Origin of the sequence: Stutzerimonas stutzeri (genome assembly GCF_000590475.1) — a bacterium.
GTDB classification, from domain to species: domain Bacteria; phylum Pseudomonadota; class Gammaproteobacteria; order Pseudomonadales; family Pseudomonadaceae; genus Stutzerimonas; species Stutzerimonas stutzeri_D.
Genome location: NZ_CP007441.1, coordinates 2,034,246 through 2,053,715, shown reverse-complemented (window position 1 = coordinate 2,053,715; position 19,470 = coordinate 2,034,246). Strand labels below are relative to the sequence as shown.

The following is a 19,470-nucleotide window of genomic DNA, read 5'->3' as shown; positions in this document are numbered from 1 at the left end:
GACAGGTTGCTGAAACTTCAGCAGGCATGGTTTCAAGCGCCCACTAGGGAAATCAGCCGGTTGATATCGACGGGCTTGGTCATGTGCACGTCGAACCCGGCCGCCAGAGCATTCGCCTTGTCGCTCGGCTGTCCCCAGCCGGTAATCGCCACCAGCCGAACGTGGGGCCCCGCGGGCTGTGCACGGATCATCCGCGCCACCTCATCGCCGCGCAGGCCAGGCATACCGATATCCAGCAAGACCACTTCCGGCTGGAGCTGCTGATAGCGCTCGAAGGCTTCACTTCCGTCGAAGGCCAGATGCACCTCGTGGCCTTCCAGCCGAAGGACTTCAGCCATGGTTTCGGCGATATCCCGGTTGTCATCCGCGACGAGGACCCGCCGCGCATGGACCGTAACCTTGCCGGCGTCCGCACGTTGTTCGTCGCTCGGCGACAACACGAGTGTCGGCAGGATCAGTCGGAACTCAGCGCCCTGCCCCAGCCCCGCACTACTGACGCGAATGTCGCCACCATGAAGATTGGCCAAACCCCTGGCCAGGGCCAGACCAATACCCAGACCGGAATTGACCTGGGATCGGCTCGTGGGGATCTGCGCGAAACGTTCGAAAATCAGCTGGAGGTGTTCGCAAGCGATACCCAGGCCGTTATCGATCACTGAAATCATGGCCGTGTCGCCCATCAGTGTGGCGCTGATACGAATCCGTCCGCCCGGCGCGGTGAACTTGGCCGCATTGTTGAGCAGGTTAACAAGTATCTGTTCGAGCCGAAGCGGATCGGCTTCCAGCAGGATCGGCTGCGCCGGCACCTCCACGATCAGCTCATGCTGTTTCGCCTCGATCTTGGCGCGAGCGGTCTCGACCGCCGCCTCGATGACCGCGCCCAGATCCAGCGACTCCTTGCGCAGCACCAGCTTGCCGAGAGTGATACGCGAAATATCGAACAGGTCGTCCAACAGCAACGCCATGTGCCGCACCTGCCGCTCGATGATCTGTTGGCTGCGCTGCTTCTGCGCTTCGGACGCGCCGGGTGATCCGAAAAGGCCCGCCGCCAGGCGTATCGGTGCGAGCGGGTTGCGCAGTTCATGAGCCAATGTCGCGAGGAATTCATCCTTGCGCCGGTCAGCGTCCAGGATGGCTTGCTCCTGCTGCTTGGCTTGCGTCACGTCGGCGAACCAGACGGCAATGCTCTGCTCATATGGTGTTGCGACCAGACGTACCCAGCGATCGCCGCCGAACGCGGTGCTGCGCAATTCCAAGTCATGCGGTTGTTTATAAGTCGCCACCGCCACCAGCGTTTCCAGAACCTGGGAGTTGGCGTTGGGGCCCAGCACGTCGGTCAGACGACGGCCGGTCAGTTCCGTCACCGTTCCGCGCAGGAAGGCGGCTCCCGTCGGGTTGATGAAGGCCAGCAGAAAATCCGTCGCCTGCCCTGCCGCATCGTGCAGCGTAGAAAGAATACTGAACGGCACCGAGGACGAATCCAATGCAACCCGTAGACGCTGCTCGAACATGCCGGCTTTGGTCTGGGCGCGTGCCCGATCGATGAAGACGGCGGCGAGCCCCGCCGCGAGATCGGCCAGGCGCACTTCGCGCTCAGTGGGGAACCGTCTATCCACCAGCTGCACGGACAACGCCCCGAGGACACTACCATCACTGTGCCTGATGGGCGTGGCATGCACCGAGCGGAAACCCTCGGCACAGGCTATCGGGACGAGCTCGACAAAACGTGGATCGCCTTCGGCATCCGCGACGGTCACTCGACGGCCTTCCAGGACAGCGGCTCCATCCACGCTGCCCTCAAGCGATTGGTTTTTCAACAGCAGCAGCGATGAAGCTGAAAAGCCTTTCGACGCATGAATGCACAACGAAGAATTTCCTTCCCTGATCGCCAGCAAGCCGTGCTCGGCACCATGCAACTCACACAGCACCTCAACGATTGCCTGCAGTTGATCGTCCAGTGTCGGCAATTGCAGCAATCGGTTGCCGAGTGCCTGCAGTGATTCCAGATCGCTGACCTGCTCCGTGAGATCCTGCTGAGCCAGTTCCAGGCGCGCCAACATGCTGTCACGCTCGGCTTCGCTCTCCTGGCGCGCCTGCGCTGCGGCAGCGAGCGCCCGTCCCACCTCGCGCACTTCCTCGATCTCGCTCTCCGGCGCCTGAAGCACCGACTGGCCTCGACCGATGGCCTGCGCCGCCCGACGCAACTGACGCATCGGTACATTGATCCGCCGCGTCGCGAACAGCGCCGCAGCGACCGCAAACAACAGAGAGAGCAGCAGCCCCCCGCCGTAAAACGTAAAGGCTCTGACGGCACCGGCCTGAACATCGTCGGTGGGGACCCCGGTCGCCACCACCCATCTTGAAGGAAACAACCGCACGAACGCAGTGAAGACAGACGCACCCTCGATAGTCTCCGTCAGGCCCATGCCTTCTTCTGCCTTGTCCTCCTCCAGCAACTTCGCCAGGGTTGGAGAAGCAGGCTGTCCCAGGGTCTCGATATGGTGTTGAGACCTGGCGATACGGGAACCACCGGCATCCAGCACAGTGGTCACCCAACCCTTCGGCAACCGCCTGTTGTTAATGACGTCAGCGATGGCTTCGGGGTCGAGCACCGTCGTCAGGATGTAGCGGATATCCTCGCCAGCATGTACCGGTACGCGCAAAGGAATGCCCCACGAGCCACGAGGCCCTTGCGCCATGTTGCCAATCTGCGGCTCTCCCGTGCTAAGCATTTCAATGAAGCTGCCAGGTTCCGCTATCACTTTCGATCCGGGCGAGTTATGCAACGAAACGCGCTGAACGACCTCGCCCTCCGGCGTGATGACCAGCAGCGAATGCCAGCTGGGAACCGTCGGCAATACGCGCAAAACCATCTCGGCAAAGGTTCCTAAGTCGCCTTCCTCCAGCAAGGGTGATTGCGACAATGCCTGCAGCAAGTTCATAGAGCGCACCAGCTCGATCTCGATTGCAGTAGCGGCCAGGCGCGTTACTTCAAGGCTGCGTTGCTGAGCTATATGCTTCTGCTCGCTGACGATCGATACCAGACCCAGACCGGCGACCAGTGCCAGGGGCAGGATTCCGGCAAGCGCGATGGTCAGCAGACGGCTGCGCAACGGTACGGAACGGACCGGTTTCGCTCTACTTGCGTGGCTCAAAATAGCGTTACCCCTGATGCCTCGACCAAGAGGCATGAATATCGTGTTATGCACATGCAGTGCGGCATCGACAGTACTCAAGTCGTCCGACGTTGCGGGAACAAGGAGGTACGGTGTTGAATGAGCGCTTTAGCTTAAGCGATCCGTGCCGACGATCCTTGACTCCAAAACATTCGCGCCAGGCGGCCCATCAGTTCAATCGCTGCGGACGCACTCGATAGACCATTCCAAAAAGAGGGACATTGATATGTTGGAACTTCGGCCCGGCTGCGAATGTTGCGACATCGACCTGCCGCCGCAATCCTCTGACGCATTGATTTGCTCCTTTGAATGCACCTTCTGCACGACCTGCGCAGAAGCCAGACTTGGCTTCGTCTGTCCCAACTGTGGCGGTGAGCTGGTCACCCGTCCCCGCAGGCCGGTCGAGAAGCTTACCAACAACCCCGCCTCCACCCAGCGCGTGTACAAGCCGCAGGGATGCAACCCGGCAAACCGGGACACCTAAAAGGGTCATTCGTGAACTTGAACGGCATTCCATTCGGCATTACCGACTGGTCATTGATTCAACCAAATGAACATTCGGGCGAGCGCGGCAGCGCCCTCTGGCGCACCTGCCAGTTTGGCGAAATCCGCGTACGGATAGTCGAATACAGCGCAGGCTATCTCGCCGATCACTGGTGCAGCAAAGGCCATATTCTGTTCTGTCTCGAAGGTGAGCTGCATACCGAATTGGACGATGGTCGTGCCTTCGTCCTAAAACCCGGCATGAGCTACCAAGTCGCCGACAATGCCGAAGCGCACCGCTCCTCTACAACGGTCGGCGCCAAGTTGTTCGTGGTCGACTAGGCAATCTCCAGATAGCGAAAGGCCCGCACTAAGCGGGCCTTATCAGCTGTAGGACAACCCGAACGGGTTAGTCGGGGAGCCTGAAGGTAATGAAGCTCGCCCGCCCTTCACGCAGGACACGCATCGACACGGAGCGGTTCTTCGGCAGCGCCTTGACCACTTTGCTGAAGGTTTTGACCGAATCGATCGCCTCGTTGTTGAGGTGCGTGATGACGTCTCCCGGGCGCAGGCCGATCATCGCCGCAGGCCCCTGGCTGACGTCCCTGATGACGACCCCACCGCTGATTTCGAGCGACTGACGCTGCGCGTCGGTCAGCTCGGTTACGGACACACCCAAGCGGTTATCGCTGCTCATGGCGCCACCCGAGCCGCCGGCCGAGGCCAGTAGATCACCATCTTCGGGCAGGGCGCCGATTTCCAGCGTCAACGTCTTGCGGTCGCCCTCACGAACCACTTCGAGTTTGGCCGAGCTGCCCGGCTTCATCGCGCCAACCAGATGCGGCAGATCGCCAGACATGTCGATGGCTTTGCCGTCCAGGCTCAGGATGACATCGCCGACCTTCAGGCCGCCCTTGGCTGCCGGACCGCCGTCCATGACCTGCGCAACCAGTGCACCGGCTGGACGTTCCAGACCGAAAGACTCGGCCAGATCCTTATTTACTTCCTGAATGACCACGCCGAGCCAACCCCGGCTGACCTTGCCGTCTTCACGCAGCTGATTGGCGACATCCATGGCGACATCGATCGGGATGGCGAACGACAGCCCCATGAAGCCGCCGGAGCGGGTGAATATCTGGGAGTTGATGCCGACTACTTCACCGTCCAGATTGAATAGCGGGCCGCCCGAGTTACCTGGGTTGATCGCCACGTCCGTCTGAATGAACGGCACATAGCTCTCGTTCGGCAGGCTACGCCCAGTCGCGCTGACCACCCCAGCGGTGACCGTATGATCGAAGCCGAACGGCGAACCGATGGCAACGACCCACTCCCCCGCCTTCAATTGCTCGGAGTTGCCAATCTGCACGATTGGCAGATCGTCTCCATCGATTTTCAACAGCGCGACGTCGCTGCGCGGATCGGCGCCAACCAGCTTGGCCTTTTGTTCGCTGCGATCAGGCAAACGCACCATGATTTCGTCGGCATCGGCGACCACATGGTTGTTGGTCAAGATGTAGCCGTCTTCGGAAATGATGAAACCGGAGCCCAGAGACTGAACCTCGCGCTGACGATCCGGCTGTTGCGGCATGCCGCGCTCGAAGAAGTCACGGAACATGGGGGGTATGCCTTCGAGGTCTGGCATCTGCGCCGGCCCGCCACGTACAGGCGTGGTCTGCTTGGTGCTGATATTGACCACCGCCGGCGAGGCGTTCTCGACCAATGGTGTGAAGTCCGGCAGTTCGGCATGAGCGACGAGCGTCTGCGCAAATAACGCAACGCCAGCCACGACAGCCAGGAAATTTTTTTGAGCGATCATGGTGACGGGTCTCCCCACGAAATGTTTAAACCGACCTGCTTTCGCACGATGCCAAAGTCAAGGTAAAAAAATAGCGGACCGCCGCGTCTGCAACAGCTGTCGGAATAGACAGCCCGGCCGCGGCGGGTCCACCCAATGGAGCCGGCTGTTCCATCAGCCTGAACAGAACTTTACGCCGCTGACCGTCAGCTTCGTGTGAAGCGGACGTAAAGGGAAAGTAAGGTTTTGTTCGCTACCGGGCCGATAGCCGACTTCCGCGGAGACAGCTATTGGCTTGGAGCAGTCATGGCAGGATATGGCCAAGATTTATTGCCAATGATGTGCTTCTGAGACGACGTATAGCCCCAGTTTCAGTCGCGGTCACGAACTAATCGTCGGGGCTAATGATTCCTTCGCGCACTGCGTAGAGGACTAGGCCGGGAACGTCATGGATGTTCAAACGCCGCATGATCTGTGATCGGTGCGCTTCCACAGTCTTGACACTCAGGCTTAGCCCTTCGGCGATGGCGCGTGTCGAGGTACCGCGTGTGATCAGTCGAAGAATTTCGATCTGACGCTGGGTCAGGCCTTCGGCCTCTACTGCAGGTTTCGCCAGCGCCTGGGCAATGACCGGCTGCATGATCGCCGAGCTGAGATACCGCTCGCCGCGACTGACCGCGCGCAGCGCCAGGTGCAGCTCGGCCTTGGCTGCGTCTTTCAGCAAGTAGCCAGTCGCACCCTGCTGCAAGGCCTCGAACACCGTTTCCGCATCGGTATGCATGGATAACATCAACACCTTGCTTGTCGGGCTGACCTCAGCGATCGAGCGCAGCGCTTCAAGCCCACCGCCTCCCTTCATCGAAATGTCCAGTATCACAATGTCCGGTTTATGCTCGTTGGCAAGTGTGACCGCTTCGGGGCCATCCTCAGCTTCTGCGACGATCTCGTACTGATCCATCCCCTGAATCATGATCCGGACACCGGCTCGGATCAGTTCGTGGTCATCGGCCAGTAATAGACGATACGTCATAGCTTTGCTCCTTCAATATTTCATCCCTGTACGGTTATGGCTTGTCACATCCGTCCCATTTGACGTTACCCGCTCAGACTGAATCGTCGTGGTATTGCCCCGCGTTCCGCGGAGCATGAATAGCTGCCTTCATTTTCCAAACGCCTGAATCGCGTGGACCAGGCCATCCAGATCGACCGAATGTTGCACCGCACCCAATCGTAGCGCCTCCTTCGGCATGCCGTAGACGACGCAACTGGCCTCATCTTGAGCCAGTGTAGACGCACCGGAGTTGCGCATGGCCAACATCCCCCTCGATCCATCATGTCCCATACCGGTCATGATGATGCCCAGAGCATCGGCGCCGACGCAGCGGGCCACGGATTCGAAAAGTACATCCACCGAGGGTTTGTGATGATTCACTGGCGGGCCGTCGCTGATCTCGATCAGCGTCTTTCCGCCGTGCCGCTTTACCGCAGTCTGTCGTCCTCCCGGTGCGATGAATGCGACGCCGCTGCGCACAACGTCATGATGGCGGGCCTCTCGCACCTCGATCCGGCAGCGATTGTCCAGGCGCTGCGCGAACGCGGTGGTAAAGCCGGCAGGCATGTGTTGGACGATGACCAGTCCAGGACAGTCCTTATCCAACTTACACAGCACGCGCTCCAACGCCTGGGTTCCACCGGTAGAAGCACCAATTGCCACAAGCCGTTGGCTGCACGATTGCTGGTTTAACGGATGCATAGGTGGCTCGCCGGCCGACATACTCGCTTCGAGCAACCGTTCTGTTGGCTGCGGACGGCTGCGCGCGGCGATCTCGATCTGCCTGAGCAACTCGCCGGACAGTTGCTGCAACCCGTCACGAACCCCTAACCGGGCTTTGATCAGCACACTCACTGCTCCCGCTGCGAGAGCCTCCAGGCTGGCCGACGTGTGGGCTTTGTCGAGCGCCGAGCAGACGATGACCGGTGTGGGTCGCTCGGCCATGACCTTGCGTAGAAAGGCCAAGCCATCCGTCTCTGGTGTCTCGAGATCCAGCACCATGACATCCGGCCAGCGCTTTTTCATTTTTGCCAGCGCGAACAACGGATCGGACGCCTGACCGATCACCGTCATCTGTGGATGGGCATTGATGCAGCCCGCCAAAGTCTGCCGCGCCAACGCCGACGGATCGATGATGAATACCGCTATGTCGCTGTCTTGCTCAGCTTGTTTCGTCATAGGCGCTCGAATATCGACGGTTGCACGGCCCGTAACGGCAGCGCCATCCCTTGAACGTTTTCTGCATGGGAAATGAACAGCAACCCTCCAACACGGAGCCGCTCGAGCAATTGCGCGAGGATCAACCGCTTGTGCTGCCTATCGAAGTAGATCAGCAGATTACGCAAAAAAATCACATCAAACGGGCCGAGCGAAGCGGGCAATGGCTGGATGAGATTGATCTCGCCGAATTCGACCCGCTGGCGAATCGGCTCGGCAATGCGAAACAGACCCTCGCTGGCACCGATGCCGCGAAGACAGTAACGCTCAAGCCAACCCGGGGGGAATTGGCTCGCCTGCGCCATCGGATAAACGGCGCGTCGGGCCTGCTCCATGACCTTTCGGCTGATATCGCTGCCGATGATCGACCAGCTCGTGCTGGAGCAGTGCTCTGCCAGGGTCATGGCGATGCTGAACGCCTCCTGGCCGGAAGAGCCAGCGGCACTCCAAACATGTAGAGGACGGTTTTGCTCCTCTACCCAGCGTCCGAGCATTTCAAAATGAGCAGGTTCGCGAAAAAAGGACGTCTCATTGGTAGTCAGAAGGTCGATCAGCAGCCGGCGTTCTCCCGGCTGCTCAGCGCTTCGGAGTTGCTGCACATAATCGGCGTAGCTGCAAAGCCCCAGCGCACGCAACCGCGGCATGAGACGTCCCGCAACGAGGGAGCGCTTGTGATCGGCCATGGAAATACCCGAGGCGTCGAACATCAGGTCACGGATGAACTGAAAGTCTTCGTCGGCGAGGCATGGCGGCCGGCGCTCGACAATCACGGCGCGGCGGCCCGAAAGATCGGCTGCAGGTCTCCGAGCATCACCAACTGCTGTAAATCGAGAATGACCGTATCGCCCGGGTTGCCGTTTAGTACACCCGCGATGAAATCCTGGCGGATGTCGCTGCCAAAAACTGGCGCCGGAGAGATATCGTCTGCATGCACGTCTAGCACCGTTTCGACGGCTTCCACCAGCAGGCCGATACGATGCGACTGTTGATCGAACAGCGCTTCGGCAACCACAACACAGCTGCGCTTGCTCCGTTGCGTTGGGGGCAGGTCGAGCCGGGCCGCCAGGTCGATGACGGGTACCATGCAACCTCGGACATTGACGATGCCAAGCACGAACGATGGCATGAGCGGTACGGGCGTTACCGGACCGCAATCGATGAGCTCTCTGACATGATCGAGCGCCAACGCATAACGTGCGCCCTGCACGCGAAACGATAGATGCTGCTTATAGCTGATCGAATCCACACGAACCTCAGGTGAAACGCACGAACTGACCTTCGTCAGTGCTTTCGGCGTGCACGAACGGAGGTCGGTGGCTCGTGCCCACATGCCGAAGCGTGCCTGGCCTTGTGCCGCCTCCAAAGGAGAGGTTGCCAAGGTGAAAATAGCTGATCAGTTCGAGCAGCTGTTCAGCTTGCGCGTTCATCTCTTCCGCGGTCGCGGCAAGTTCCTCCGAAGCGGACGCGTTCTGCTGGGTAATCTCGTTCATCTGGCCCATGGTCGCGCGAATTTGCGCCGTGCCGCTGCTCTGCTCCTGGGACGCCGCCGAGATTTCCTGCACCAGATCGGAGGTGCGAAGGATTTCCGGCACCATGTCTTTGAGCTGTGCACCGGCTTGGTCGGCCAGTTGCACATTGGCAGCGGCCAGGCCACCGATTTCCTGCGCAGCAGCCTGGCAGCGCTCGGCAAGCTTCCGAACTTCTGCTGCGACCACCGCGAACCCACGGCCATGATCGCCCGCGCGTGCCGCCTCGATGGTGGCATTCAAGGCCAGTAGATTGGTCTGGTAGGCGATATCGTCAATGACGCCTACCCGTGCGGCGATCTGTTTCATCGCATCGACCATGTCGTTAACCGCACGACCACCGGCCACGGCTCCGGCCGCAGCCCGGCCAGCTATCTGGTCAGTCTCTTGCGCGCTATCGGTATTGCGCATGATCGAGGCAGCCATCTCGGCGACTGCCGCCGAGGTTTCCTCAACGCTCGCAGCCTGCTCGGTTGCCGCCTGGCTGAGCGACTGTGATGTTGCGCTTACCTGTTCAGAAGCTGAGGACAGCGCATCCGCCGCGCTCCGAACATCACTCATGACGTCTCGCATCCGCCCAGCCATATGTTGCATGGCGCCCAGCAGCTGGCCGGTCTCATCCCGGCCTTCGGCTTCGATGGCAGCATCCAGTTCACCTTTCGCCAGGCGGTCCGCCGCTGCCACAGCACGACCAAGAGGGCGGGTGATGCTGCGCGTGATCAGCGCCCCAACGGCGAAGCCGATCGCCGCGGCAAATAACACCAGCACGATCATCTCCAGCCGTGAATCGTCATATATCTCTGCGATCTGCTGGTTAGCCTGCCCCGCACGTTCGCGCTTGGCATCCACCAGCGTATTCATCGCGGCGTCTGTCTCCGAGCCATAGTTCTGTAATTGTGCAAGCAAGGGTGCGATCTCGTTCGGCGTCATCAACTCGCGAGATTGACTCAGCTCCAAAACATCGCTGAGGACACGTTCGTAACGGCTGGCATGTGCGTCAAGCTCGTCGAGCTGGGCCCGAGACTCCGCTGTGTCGAAGCTTGGTCGCGCCTGATCGATCGAAGCGTGCATGGCTTTCAAGGCTTCTTGAAGCTGACTCGAAGCGGTGTCGCGCTCGATGTAAGTGGTGGCTAAAAGACTGCTGCGCAGGCTGCGGCCCGCGTAGGCAAGGTGCACATTTGCATCCTGGATACTTTCCAGCGCGCCCATTTCACGATGATACATCTGGTCAGACAACGCATTGACACGCGCCAGATTGACGATGCCAACCGCGCCGACTGCGGCAGTGAGCAGAACGACCAGACTGAAGCCTGCAATCAGGCGCGTGCCGATTTTTAGGTTATGGATGGCAAGCATGGTTACTCCTCAGCATGGTGTTCTGGTTCGGTAATCTTGGCAGACGGGTTGGGCGAGCCTGCCTCGATGTATTGCGCAATATTGTGAAAGAGGTGGGCGACGTCGAGTACCAGAGCAATTTCCCCTGAACCCAACACGGTCGCTCCGCTGATACCCGGCAGGTTCCGAAATATCGGACCAAGCGGTTTGACCACGGTCTGCAACTCGCCGTATAGGTCGTCTGCAATCAGTGCTCCAACCTCGCTTCCATAACTGACCACCAATGCGTTGCGGCGCGCCCCGTTGGATGCCGTCCGGCCATCGAAAAGGCTCGCCAGATCGATGCATGGACGTGATCGGCCATGACGGGCGAAGCTGCCATGGATCTGGCCGGTGGGACCCAGCCATTCCTGGCATTCGAGAACCGTTTCCAGCGGCACCACATAATGCTGGGTACCGACGCTGAACTGGAATCCATTGATGATGGCCAGTGTCAGTGGCACACGGATACGAAACAGCGTACCAGCGCCTCGGACCGACTCCACCTCGATCTCGCCACGCAAGTCAGTGACCACCTCACGCACGACATCAAGCCCTACACCGCGCCCGGACAGCTCCGATACGGTGCTGGCGGTGCTGAAACCAGGGCTGAAAATGAGCGAGCGCAGTTCGCGCTGATCTACCTCGCGGTGTGCATCGATCAGGCCAAGCTGCACGGCCCGACGGCGAATTTTGTCCCAGTCCAGCCCGCGCCCGTCATCGCTGACCTCAATGATCACTACGCCCGACTCCTGGCGAGCGGCCAGGCGCACCCGGCCCTGAACGGGCTTACCACCGCGCCCGCGCTCCTGCGCCGGCTCGATACCGTGGGCAATGGCATTGCGGACCAGATGCGTGAGCGGATCGGCAAGCCGATCGATTATCAGCTTGTCGAGCTCAGTGTCGGCGCCGCGGATATCAAGATGAATTTCTTTGTGCAGCTGCTCGCTGACGTCACGTACCACACGATGGAAGCGGCTGAACGTCTCGCCGACTTCGACCATCCGCAGGCCGAGCGCCGTCTCTCGCAGCGATGCGATGTGCTGGCTGACCGTGCACAGGTGCTCGGCGCCTTCGGCCAGATCATCCCGATCGATGCTGGCCTTGACGCCTGCCGCGCTGGTCACCAGTTCGCCGACCAGGTCGACGAGCTGGTCGAGCTTTTGTGCCGCTACGCGAACACCGCTGCCCTCGTATGCACGCCGCTGGCGGGTCTGGTGCTGCAAATCCAGCGCGTCGTTAACCTGCTGCGCCGGTACCAGACCTTCCTCGACCAGCACTGATCCCAACGACGGCTTTAGTGCGGCTGGGCGTTGCTGTATAGCCAGGCCCTGCGCCAGTTGCGCGGCGGTCAAGGCGCCACTATTGAGCAGGATATGGCCTATGCGCGTGTCCTGGCTCGAGGCATCATCTACGCTCGCCGGGATGCTCGGCGCGTCGGACGCCAGGCGAACAACAAAGCGGCACAAAGGCCGGACGAAGTCGAACAGACTTTCAATCTCCGGCTTGCTCGCCGCGCTTTGCAGCTGGATTTCCAGCCCCAAGTAACACCGTTCCGGATCCATGTCGGCCAGCACAGGTAATTCGTCGTTGAGCGTATCGATCTGCTTGATAGAGCCCAGACGACCAAGCGCCTGCACCAGCGCCTGGGGGTCGAGCCCTTGTATGAACGCGCGCTCGTCGAACCGCAACGAGATCAGCCACAAGCGGTCAGGCTCCGTAACTTGCTGATCAGCAGGGACGGGCGCCACACCTGTTGCCACTATTCCCATTGGTTCTTCGGTCACGCCTGTAAGGGCATCGAAGGCAGACAACAGCTCGGCCTGATGGACATCGTCGACCGGCAATTCGCCCGTGTCCGCATCGATGAGCTCGATCATCGAGACAATTTCGTCGAGTCCGCCAAGCATCAGCGCCATGACTCGTGGATCAAGCCGAAGCTGCCCATGGCGGACTTCAGCCAGCACATTTTCGATGCGATGTGCAAAGCGCACGATAGGCTTGAGGTCGAATAGCCCCGCGGTGCCCTTGAATGTGTGCATGAGGCGGAACAGCTCGTCCACGACCTGCCCGTCATTTGGCGCCTGCTCGAGTTGGAGGACGAGGGCTTCCGCCTGGCTCGCGGTGTCACGGGCTTCGTCAACGAACCCCAGCAGCAAGCGGGTCCATTGGTCGTTCTGGAACATCACAACGCCTCTGGTGATTGTGCAACCAGCCGGCTCAGACCAAGCGATCGCAACAGTGCAGCCGTCGTGTCGCTGGTCTGTAGCAGCAAGGATTGAGCATTTGAGCGGACTTGACGCTCCCAAGCCAAGAGTAGCTGCACTGCGGCCATATCAAAGCGTTCGATATGACGTAAATCGATATAACAGTTTCTTTTTTCGACCAGCGGCGCTACAGCCAGCAACCCACTCTGGGCATGCCGGATTTCGTAGAGTGTCAAGCGACCTCGGAATACGAGTGTCACGCACTCAGCTGAATACGTTACTTCAAGCCGGTGCATGTTCGCCCAGCAGCGTATCGATGGCCGTGAGTAAACGCTGCGGGGGGATCGGCTTGGCGGCCCAGGCGGTGGCGCCTACGGCCAGCCCTTCCGCCTCCTTCGCTGGCGACCGATCACTGGTCAGTACCAGGATCGGAGCAAAGCGATACCGAGGATGCGCCCGCACGGCACGCACCAGGCCAATGCCATCGAGATTGGGCATATGCAAATCACTTATCAGTAAATTGACGGAGTGCTCTTCAAGTTTGGCCAGCGCATCGAGCCCATCCACGGCTTCCACAGCGCGGTACCCGCCTTCGGTGAGCGCTGCCACGAATAGCTCACGGATCGCCGCGGAATCGTCTACCACGAGTATTGTTTTGGCCACACACGAACTCCATTCGAGTCTGAACACGACAACCGCAGATAGCGCTCGTCGAAAGGCCCGCCGACGAGCGGGTCGGTGGCCATTTTAAGAAATAGCGCCAAACCGCAATATCGGGATTTCCCCTAGCGCGCCTAGGGGACTGCACGTTCAACGCACCTCAATAGCTGAGCGTAAGCACCACGTTATCGACGTAGGTGCCAGGCGGAACGTCCTTCTGGTTGGGATCCACTTGTATCTGCACCTGAAAGCCCTGGTTGAGCCCCGTGCCGATTGCATCAAGCGTCCGGCTAGGCGTCAGCATCGACTTATCAGTTCCATAGATGTTGTAACGAAGACGGTTATTGCCGAACGCCATTTGCCGCCAAGGTGCCTGATAGTTCTGGCCATTGCCGAAACTGAGTGTAAAACCTTCGGTATTAGTACAGCGGACACTGAGCGTCTGGCTGACCTCAGTGAACTGGCTGACCAGCGCCTTACGTCCCAGATCCACTGCCGGCAGGCTAACGATCTGGCAGGCCTTGGTTACGATGAGCGTGACGCGGACCGTTGTTAGCACACCCTCCCCCCAGTTACTGGGTGTCCCACAAACCAGGCCCAACGGACAGGGTTGTACAACCCCCGGGCTGCGATACCAAGAGCAAATGCCAACCAAACCCAGGTCGCAGACGGCCCAGTGCCAACGCAGGGTCACCGTGCCGGTATAGGTGCCGGCCGGGACATTGGCGCCCGGTGTCGTGGTGAGGTACAGCGGCACGCCAGCGCCGGTGCCTCCTAGGTTCAACAAATTTGTTGCACCGAATTCAGCGGATTGCCCAGGCTGCAAGGCCCGTGTATAGCCCGGATCAACGAATACGTTGAAGGGCACCGTACCCCCTTGGCTGCCCACCAGTTTGAAGTCACTGTTGACCAGCGATACTCGAATGAAGGCAGTGCTCAACAGTTGCAATGAACCCGTACAGACAAATCCGCCAGCAGCGGCGCCCCGCTGAGAATTGCCCACCAGAGCCAGCGAACTGATCGTGCCCAGACTTGAGTCAGCGCTGAACGTCGCGCAGTTGGCACGAGCCGGGGTCGCCAGCAGCGAGCAAAGCAGCGCCAGTACCATGAACAGCAAGGCGCGCGGGTAACTGATCAGATGGTCGATTCCCTTCATGGTGTTTGATTCCTGAGGCAAGTGAGCGGCCCGATCTGAGCAATCTCATCGGATTGGGGCGGCATGTCGAATTCGACCTGACAACGCCCTCCATCGACGAGGGCGACCTCGAGTCGGTTGTGGGTCGCGAGCGCTTCAAAGTAAACCTGACCGTCATATCCAAGCAGCTCGTGAGTATCAGCGCCGACTTGCTCGACCCGCAGGCCCGTCGGTAGCGGCGCGCCCTGTTCGTCGACCAGCGTGACTGCAGCAGCGAGCTGTTGCCTCAAGTCGAAATCAAGCAGAGCGCCGCTGCCTCGCTGGACCGAAAGATAGCGGGCAGGCTCGGATGCGCTGACGTTGCCAGGCAGGTCGAGCAGCTCGATCTCGAACTGGCCGCGATAGTAGGAAGGTACCCAAGGCACCAACAAATGGCCGTCCCGATTGGTCCGACCCAGCAACTGATGCTCGAAGCGGACCGGCACGTCAGCGTAGCCGCCGGTGCTGACCACGACGAAAGCATCATCGATGCGGTTGGCGGCAAATACCTCGCCGTCCATCGCAACCAGCGAACCGCTTACGTCGCCCCAGTGTGTCAGCTCATTATCGGTGCCGTAGACGCCGGCCTCGGCTTGCAGAAACGGGTTGCGCCAGGACAGATCAGCCTGCCGGTATGTCTCGCGTCCATGAGCCATAGCCAGGTTCCAGCCCACCCCACCGTCACTCGGCACGTTGCGGCTGTAACTGATCCGCTCGGCCGTTGCGCCGCTGCGGTCACGTTCGATGCTGGCAGTCACGGTCGACAAGAGATCAAACGGCACACTGAACTGCGCCTGCGCTGAAATACCGGACTCACCGATGATGCGGTTTATCGATGCGTAAACATTCAGGTTTCGCCACAGCGTCCGCGACCATGAGAGGTTGAGCAACCGCGTGCTAGTACCACCTTCGATGCGGCTGGCGAAATATCCCAGACCGATCGAGCCGATCTGAGGCGGGCTTATGGTGAAAGTCAGCTGATCGCTGACCTGCGCTAAATAAGGGTCAAGCGGACGCGCATCGAGCGCCTCCTCCACGGCGAGGTCGGCGTATCCGCGTGACCGCTGCACCCGCTGCGCCGATACACCGAAACGCCGCGCGAAGTAGCTGTAGCCCATCGAAAGTTGGTGTCCTGCGGTGCCTAGGTAGCGGCTCTGCGTGGCCGAGGTGGTCAGCTCACCGAAATGTCCAAGGGCAACGGTGGTGCCCAAGCCTCCCAGCGCGAGTCCAGATGCCGCCTCGGCATGACTTTCCAGCGTAAGGCTGTCGAATAGGCCATAGCGAAAGGTGCCAGACGTGGCGCTGCGGCCATAGGCGAAACTGTCTTCACCGTACCCCTGACGCAGCTTACCCAGCGAGAAGGAAAAATCGGTGAGACCCTTACGCAGCAGCGTGTTGGTGACGTAAAACGGCACGCTGGTACTGACCTGACGCCCTTGGACATCGGTCGTCACTACAGTGGCCTGCCCTGCCCCGCTGATCAGCGGCAGCGTATCGAACGTGAACGGCCCCGGCTGCAGCGTTGCGCTGTCGACCTTGGCGTTATTGATGAACAGGTCCACTGTGCTCGGCACCGCCGCTCCGCCGCTGAAGCTAGGCAGCGGATAGGTGATCAGGTCTGGGCGCAGTGCGAAGTTGCGTGACAACTGCACGCCTCCCATGCGCACCGCGCTGTTCCAACTCAAGGCGCCGGTGACCATATCACCCGCCGAATAGCTGAGCAGACGCGCCTGATCGTTGTATCGCCAGGTGGTATCGAAGCGGAAATAACCGTCACGGCCGGGAGGCCCGTCGAGTGTATGCCGCAACACGCCGGTGTTGCTCAGCGTGCCGAGGCCGCCGAACAGGCGTTGTTCGCTCCAGGCACTGACATAGCCGCCGACACTGTCTGTATTGCTGTAGAACAGGTCGTAATTGACCAGCGCTCCAAACGAACTCACCGCGTCGCTGCGCTCGGTCTCGCGGGTACGACCCAGGCGCTGCTCCGGCAACCAGTCGAGCGGGACGGTAAGTAACAATTGCTGCAGCGCCTGCTCGTAACGAGCCGTGACGCCCTCAAGCTCGCCCAAGGAGACCTGACCGTCCGCCTCCCCATCGATAGGCACACCGGCATCGCGAAGCGCACCCCGTGTAACCATCAGCTCATCGCCTTGGGTTTGCACTTCAAGCACCTGCCCGGTCGGCATTCCGTTGAGAACCAGCTCAAGATACAAGGCCATCGCTTCCTCCTCGGCACGTGCCAACGGCAGGGATAACAATCCCTGCACCAGCAGCAGGCCAAGGCACCAGCGGCGGACGCCCATTCCAAGCCAAATCTTCATCCTAGCCAGATATCACTTAGGCTCGATGGTCTGCGCTTCGCCCTGCTCGTTCACCCGAACGAGCAGTGACGCACCACCGGATGGCGTGCCGGGCGGCAGCGGCCAGCGCATCTCACTGGCTGGCAGAACATAGCCGAGCAGACCCTGGGCGATATCGAGTTTGCGAGCCCCCTGCATCAGACTCGCTTGAGACATACGAGCATGCACCGTGCCGCTGTTTTTTACGTACAGGTAGCTTTGCCCGCTGTCCTGAGCGATGCGAAAGCTGAGATCCGTGCCGTCAGCCTCCCCGCTTTTGTTTTTGCCCGGCACGGTCGCGCCGGCGCCATATACGAACAGCGGCACTGAATAACGCATCTGGAATTGCACGCCGAGGTCATTTTCTCGCTGGGTTCGCTCGGGCAGGAGCTCATCGACGATGACACGAAACGCTTGCTCCTGGCCTGCAGGGGCGGGCTGACGGCGAATAAGGCGGACCAGCTGGCGCTTACCGGGCTCAACCGTAGCCATTGGCGGGCTGCCTACGACTTGTTGCTGCGGCTCCAGTTGGTCGTTCAGATCCTGCTGCGACCAGTCAAGCACCCGAACTTGCAGACGAACCGGCGCCTGACCACGGTTTTCCAGCCACAAGGCAGCAGCGCTGGCATCCGCCTCGATGGTTGGATTGATAGGCCAGATCAGCACCGAACTGGCGGCTTCGGCCATTGCGCTGCAGGTAGTCAGCAGCGCAATCGCGGCCAATCGAAATGGACGAACGGATAGTTTTCGAAAGAGGAAGTCAGGCATGGTCATCATCTGGTCAATAAGTCACAGTGACGGTCACGACATCGGTGTAGATGCCGGCCGATGGCAGAGTGGTCTCGCGGAACAGTCGGGCGTAGATGGGCAGTGTCTGAACCCCAGTCGAGGGGAAGGTCATGCTCAATGCGGTGCCCGTGCCCCGGTTATCGCCCCACACGACGGAGAAGGCTTCGTCCTGGTAAAGCTGGTAGCGCAAGGTTTCGTTGCCCTTGGCCAGGTATCGGGTACCGCCACTGCCATGCAGACCGGCATCGATTGCTATCGTGATGGGCGTATCTGGCGTGCACTGCAGCATGACCGATCCATTCCCCGATGAGCTGGCAACCTTGATATCCGCGGCGAGTTGACCAAGGCGTCCGAAATCGATCGTGCCAAAGTTAGTCGTGTCCGCCGCGCCACCGCCGAGGATGCAACCGGGCTCGACGCGCGCGCTGATCTGGAAACTCTGGCTGGTGGATTGCTCGTTGGTGCCGGTATCCGCGAGCGCGAGCGGCCCCATAGCCATCAGCGCGACAATCAACCAGGCGTTGAGTGGATGTCTGCGTATAAGCATCATCACCAACTCACTGTAACGGTCAGCGTGTCGCTATACAGCCCCGTCTGGGAAATGGGCTGCGCGGGCATGCGGCCATAAACGGGAAGCCACTGATCCTGACCGTTGCCCAAGCCGCTGACACCGGTACTGTCATCCCACAGGACATTGAAATTGGCGTCGGTATAGAGGTTGTAACGCAGCGTCGCAGAACCAGCACCGGACATGACACGGTCGTTTGTCGAACCGCTATTACCTCCGCTGATCAGGACGCGATAAGGCGTCTCGGTCAGGCAGTTGACCCTCAAGGCGCCTGCGCCAGCCTGGCCAACAACCGTGATGACGTTATCCAGCGAGACGTGAGTGCCGAAATCCAACGTACCGAAGGTGGTCCCACCTGCCTGCGCACTGCCGGCAGTGCATGCCGGGAGAAGTTCGGCCCGGATGCCGACGGTCGCGGTCTTGCTGGCGGCGATCGCTGCATGGCCCTCGGCCAATAGCAGCAAGATCGCCAGAGCACCCCGGACTATGAAGGCCATGATTGGAAAGCTCCGACGACCTGGGCTTACCAGGCGACGGTGACCTGCACGGTGTCTGCGTAGGTGCCAGCAGCCGGCGTAGCCTGGGCCGGAACGCGACCATATACGACCAGCTCTTCGTTATTGCCGGTGCCTACGCCAGCCAACATGGTCCCGCCATTGCTGCCGTTACCCCAAGCCTGCGAGCGACCGGCGTCCTGGTACAGCTGATAGCTGACGTACTCACCAGCATTGCCCATGCGGCGCTCAGTGCCGCTGGCGTTCTGACCGGAATCCAACGCTACGTTGTAAGCGGTGCCCTGGCTGCACTTGAGACCGAAGGAGCTGCCACCGCCAGCGCCGACCGAGCGGCCATCGATGACGTTATCCAGGCTGGCGTATTCGCCGAACGTCATGCTGCCGAACGTGTTGAGACTGCCATCATTGCTGCCGTTGCTAACGGTGCAGCCGCTGCCGATAGTGATCTGCACGTTCATCTGGCCTTGCAACTCGCCTGCTGCCAGAGCAGATCCGGCGACCAGGGATGCAGTTACGAGCATGACGCCAGCGACGATCTTACGGGACATTTCCTTCTCTCCAAGTGGTGCCGGCAGGCTTCTTAGTAAGCGCCGCC

General features: G+C 60.3%; 18 protein-coding genes. 2 read left to right on the top strand and 16 right to left on the bottom strand.

The window, feature by feature from the left end; genetic code table 11:
• Positions 1-32: 32 nt before the first annotated feature.
• The gene (locus tag CH92_RS09590; protein ID WP_025241560.1) at positions 33-3,113 is read right to left on the bottom strand and encodes an ATP-binding protein; all 3,081 of its coding nucleotides are present in this window, start codon (positions 3,111-3,113) and stop codon (positions 33-35) included.
• 289 nt (positions 3,114-3,402) lie between these two features.
• Here CH92_RS09590 and CH92_RS09585 point away from each other — a divergent pair, with 289 nt between their 5' ends.
• Positions 3,403-3,660: a DUF1272 domain-containing protein gene (locus CH92_RS09585; RefSeq protein WP_025241559.1), complete on the top strand. Its 258-nt coding sequence runs from the start codon at positions 3,403-3,405 to the stop codon at positions 3,658-3,660.
• An 11-nt stretch (positions 3,661-3,671) separates the two neighbouring features.
• Positions 3,672-4,001, top strand: a complete 330-nt coding sequence (locus tag CH92_RS09580) for a DHCW motif cupin fold protein (protein WP_025241558.1) — start codon at positions 3,672-3,674, stop codon at positions 3,999-4,001.
• Between the two features lie 67 nt (positions 4,002-4,068).
• On the opposite strand, the gene CH92_RS09575 is transcribed toward CH92_RS09580, so the two are convergent.
• The 15 genes from CH92_RS09575 to CH92_RS09505 all read right to left on the bottom strand — a co-directional run bounded on the left by CH92_RS09575 (position 4,069) and on the right by CH92_RS09505 (position 19,423).
• A complete protein-coding gene (locus CH92_RS09575) occupies positions 4,069-5,475 on the bottom strand; it encodes a DegQ family serine endoprotease (RefSeq protein ID WP_025241557.1) in 1,407 nt (468 codons plus the stop codon).
• Positions 5,476-5,842: 367 nt separating this feature from the next.
• A complete protein-coding gene (locus CH92_RS09570; RefSeq protein WP_025241556.1) occupies positions 5,843-6,484 on the bottom strand; it encodes a response regulator in 642 nt (213 codons plus the stop codon).
• Positions 6,485-6,613: 129 nt separating this feature from the next.
• The gene (locus CH92_RS09565) at positions 6,614-7,684 is read right to left on the bottom strand and encodes a protein-glutamate methylesterase/protein-glutamine glutaminase (protein ID WP_038622944.1); all 1,071 of its coding nucleotides are present in this window, start codon (positions 7,682-7,684) and stop codon (positions 6,614-6,616) included.
• Complete coding sequence (locus CH92_RS09560; RefSeq protein WP_025241554.1) at positions 7,681-8,493, bottom strand: CheR family methyltransferase; 813 nt, start codon at positions 8,491-8,493, stop codon at positions 7,681-7,683. Before CH92_RS09560 ends, CH92_RS09565 begins: the two co-directional genes overlap by 4 nt.
• Complete coding sequence (locus CH92_RS09555; protein ID WP_025241553.1) at positions 8,490-8,969, bottom strand: chemotaxis protein CheW; 480 nt, start codon at positions 8,967-8,969, stop codon at positions 8,490-8,492. Before CH92_RS09555 ends, CH92_RS09560 begins: the two co-directional genes overlap by 4 nt.
• Positions 8,970-8,976: 7 nt before the next feature.
• On the bottom strand, positions 8,977-10,605 hold the full coding sequence (locus CH92_RS09550; RefSeq protein ID WP_025241552.1) for a methyl-accepting chemotaxis protein: 1,629 nt from the start codon (positions 10,603-10,605) through the stop codon (positions 8,977-8,979).
• A gap of 2 nt (positions 10,606-10,607) precedes the next feature.
• Positions 10,608-12,809 (bottom strand): chemotaxis protein CheA, encoded by a 2,202-nt coding sequence (locus CH92_RS09545; protein WP_025241551.1) that lies wholly within the window; start codon positions 12,807-12,809, stop codon positions 10,608-10,610.
• Positions 12,809-13,066: an STAS domain-containing protein gene (locus CH92_RS09540; protein WP_025241550.1), complete on the bottom strand. Its 258-nt coding sequence runs from the start codon at positions 13,064-13,066 to the stop codon at positions 12,809-12,811. The genes CH92_RS09545 and CH92_RS09540 overlap by 1 nt, the downstream gene beginning before the upstream one ends.
• 46 nt (positions 13,067-13,112) lie before the next feature.
• The gene (locus CH92_RS09535) at positions 13,113-13,493 is read right to left on the bottom strand and encodes a response regulator (protein ID WP_025241549.1); all 381 of its coding nucleotides are present in this window, start codon (positions 13,491-13,493) and stop codon (positions 13,113-13,115) included.
• Positions 13,494-13,650: 157 nt separating this feature from the next.
• Entirely contained in the window at positions 13,651-14,646 is a 996-nt protein-coding gene (locus CH92_RS09530) for a Csu type fimbrial protein (RefSeq protein ID WP_025241548.1), read from the bottom strand.
• A complete protein-coding gene (locus CH92_RS09525) occupies positions 14,643-16,967 on the bottom strand; it encodes a fimbria/pilus outer membrane usher protein (protein WP_144380974.1) in 2,325 nt (774 codons plus the stop codon). Before CH92_RS09525 ends, CH92_RS09530 begins: the two co-directional genes overlap by 4 nt.
• Positions 16,968-16,997: 30 nt before the next feature.
• Positions 16,998-17,771 (bottom strand): fimbrial biogenesis chaperone, encoded by a 774-nt coding sequence (locus CH92_RS09520; RefSeq protein WP_025241546.1) that lies wholly within the window; start codon positions 17,769-17,771, stop codon positions 16,998-17,000.
• Between the two features lie 13 nt (positions 17,772-17,784).
• A complete protein-coding gene (locus CH92_RS09515; protein WP_235206208.1) occupies positions 17,785-18,342 on the bottom strand; it encodes a Csu type fimbrial protein in 558 nt (185 codons plus the stop codon).
• On the bottom strand, positions 18,342-18,857 hold the full coding sequence (locus CH92_RS09510; protein ID WP_051517554.1) for a Csu type fimbrial protein: 516 nt from the start codon (positions 18,855-18,857) through the stop codon (positions 18,342-18,344). The genes CH92_RS09515 and CH92_RS09510 overlap by 1 nt, the downstream gene beginning before the upstream one ends.
• Positions 18,858-18,883: 26 nt before the next feature.
• Positions 18,884-19,423, bottom strand: coding sequence for a Csu type fimbrial protein (locus tag CH92_RS09505; RefSeq protein WP_025241543.1), 540 nt, complete (start codon positions 19,421-19,423; stop codon positions 18,884-18,886).
• Positions 19,424-19,470 lie beyond the last annotated feature (47 nt).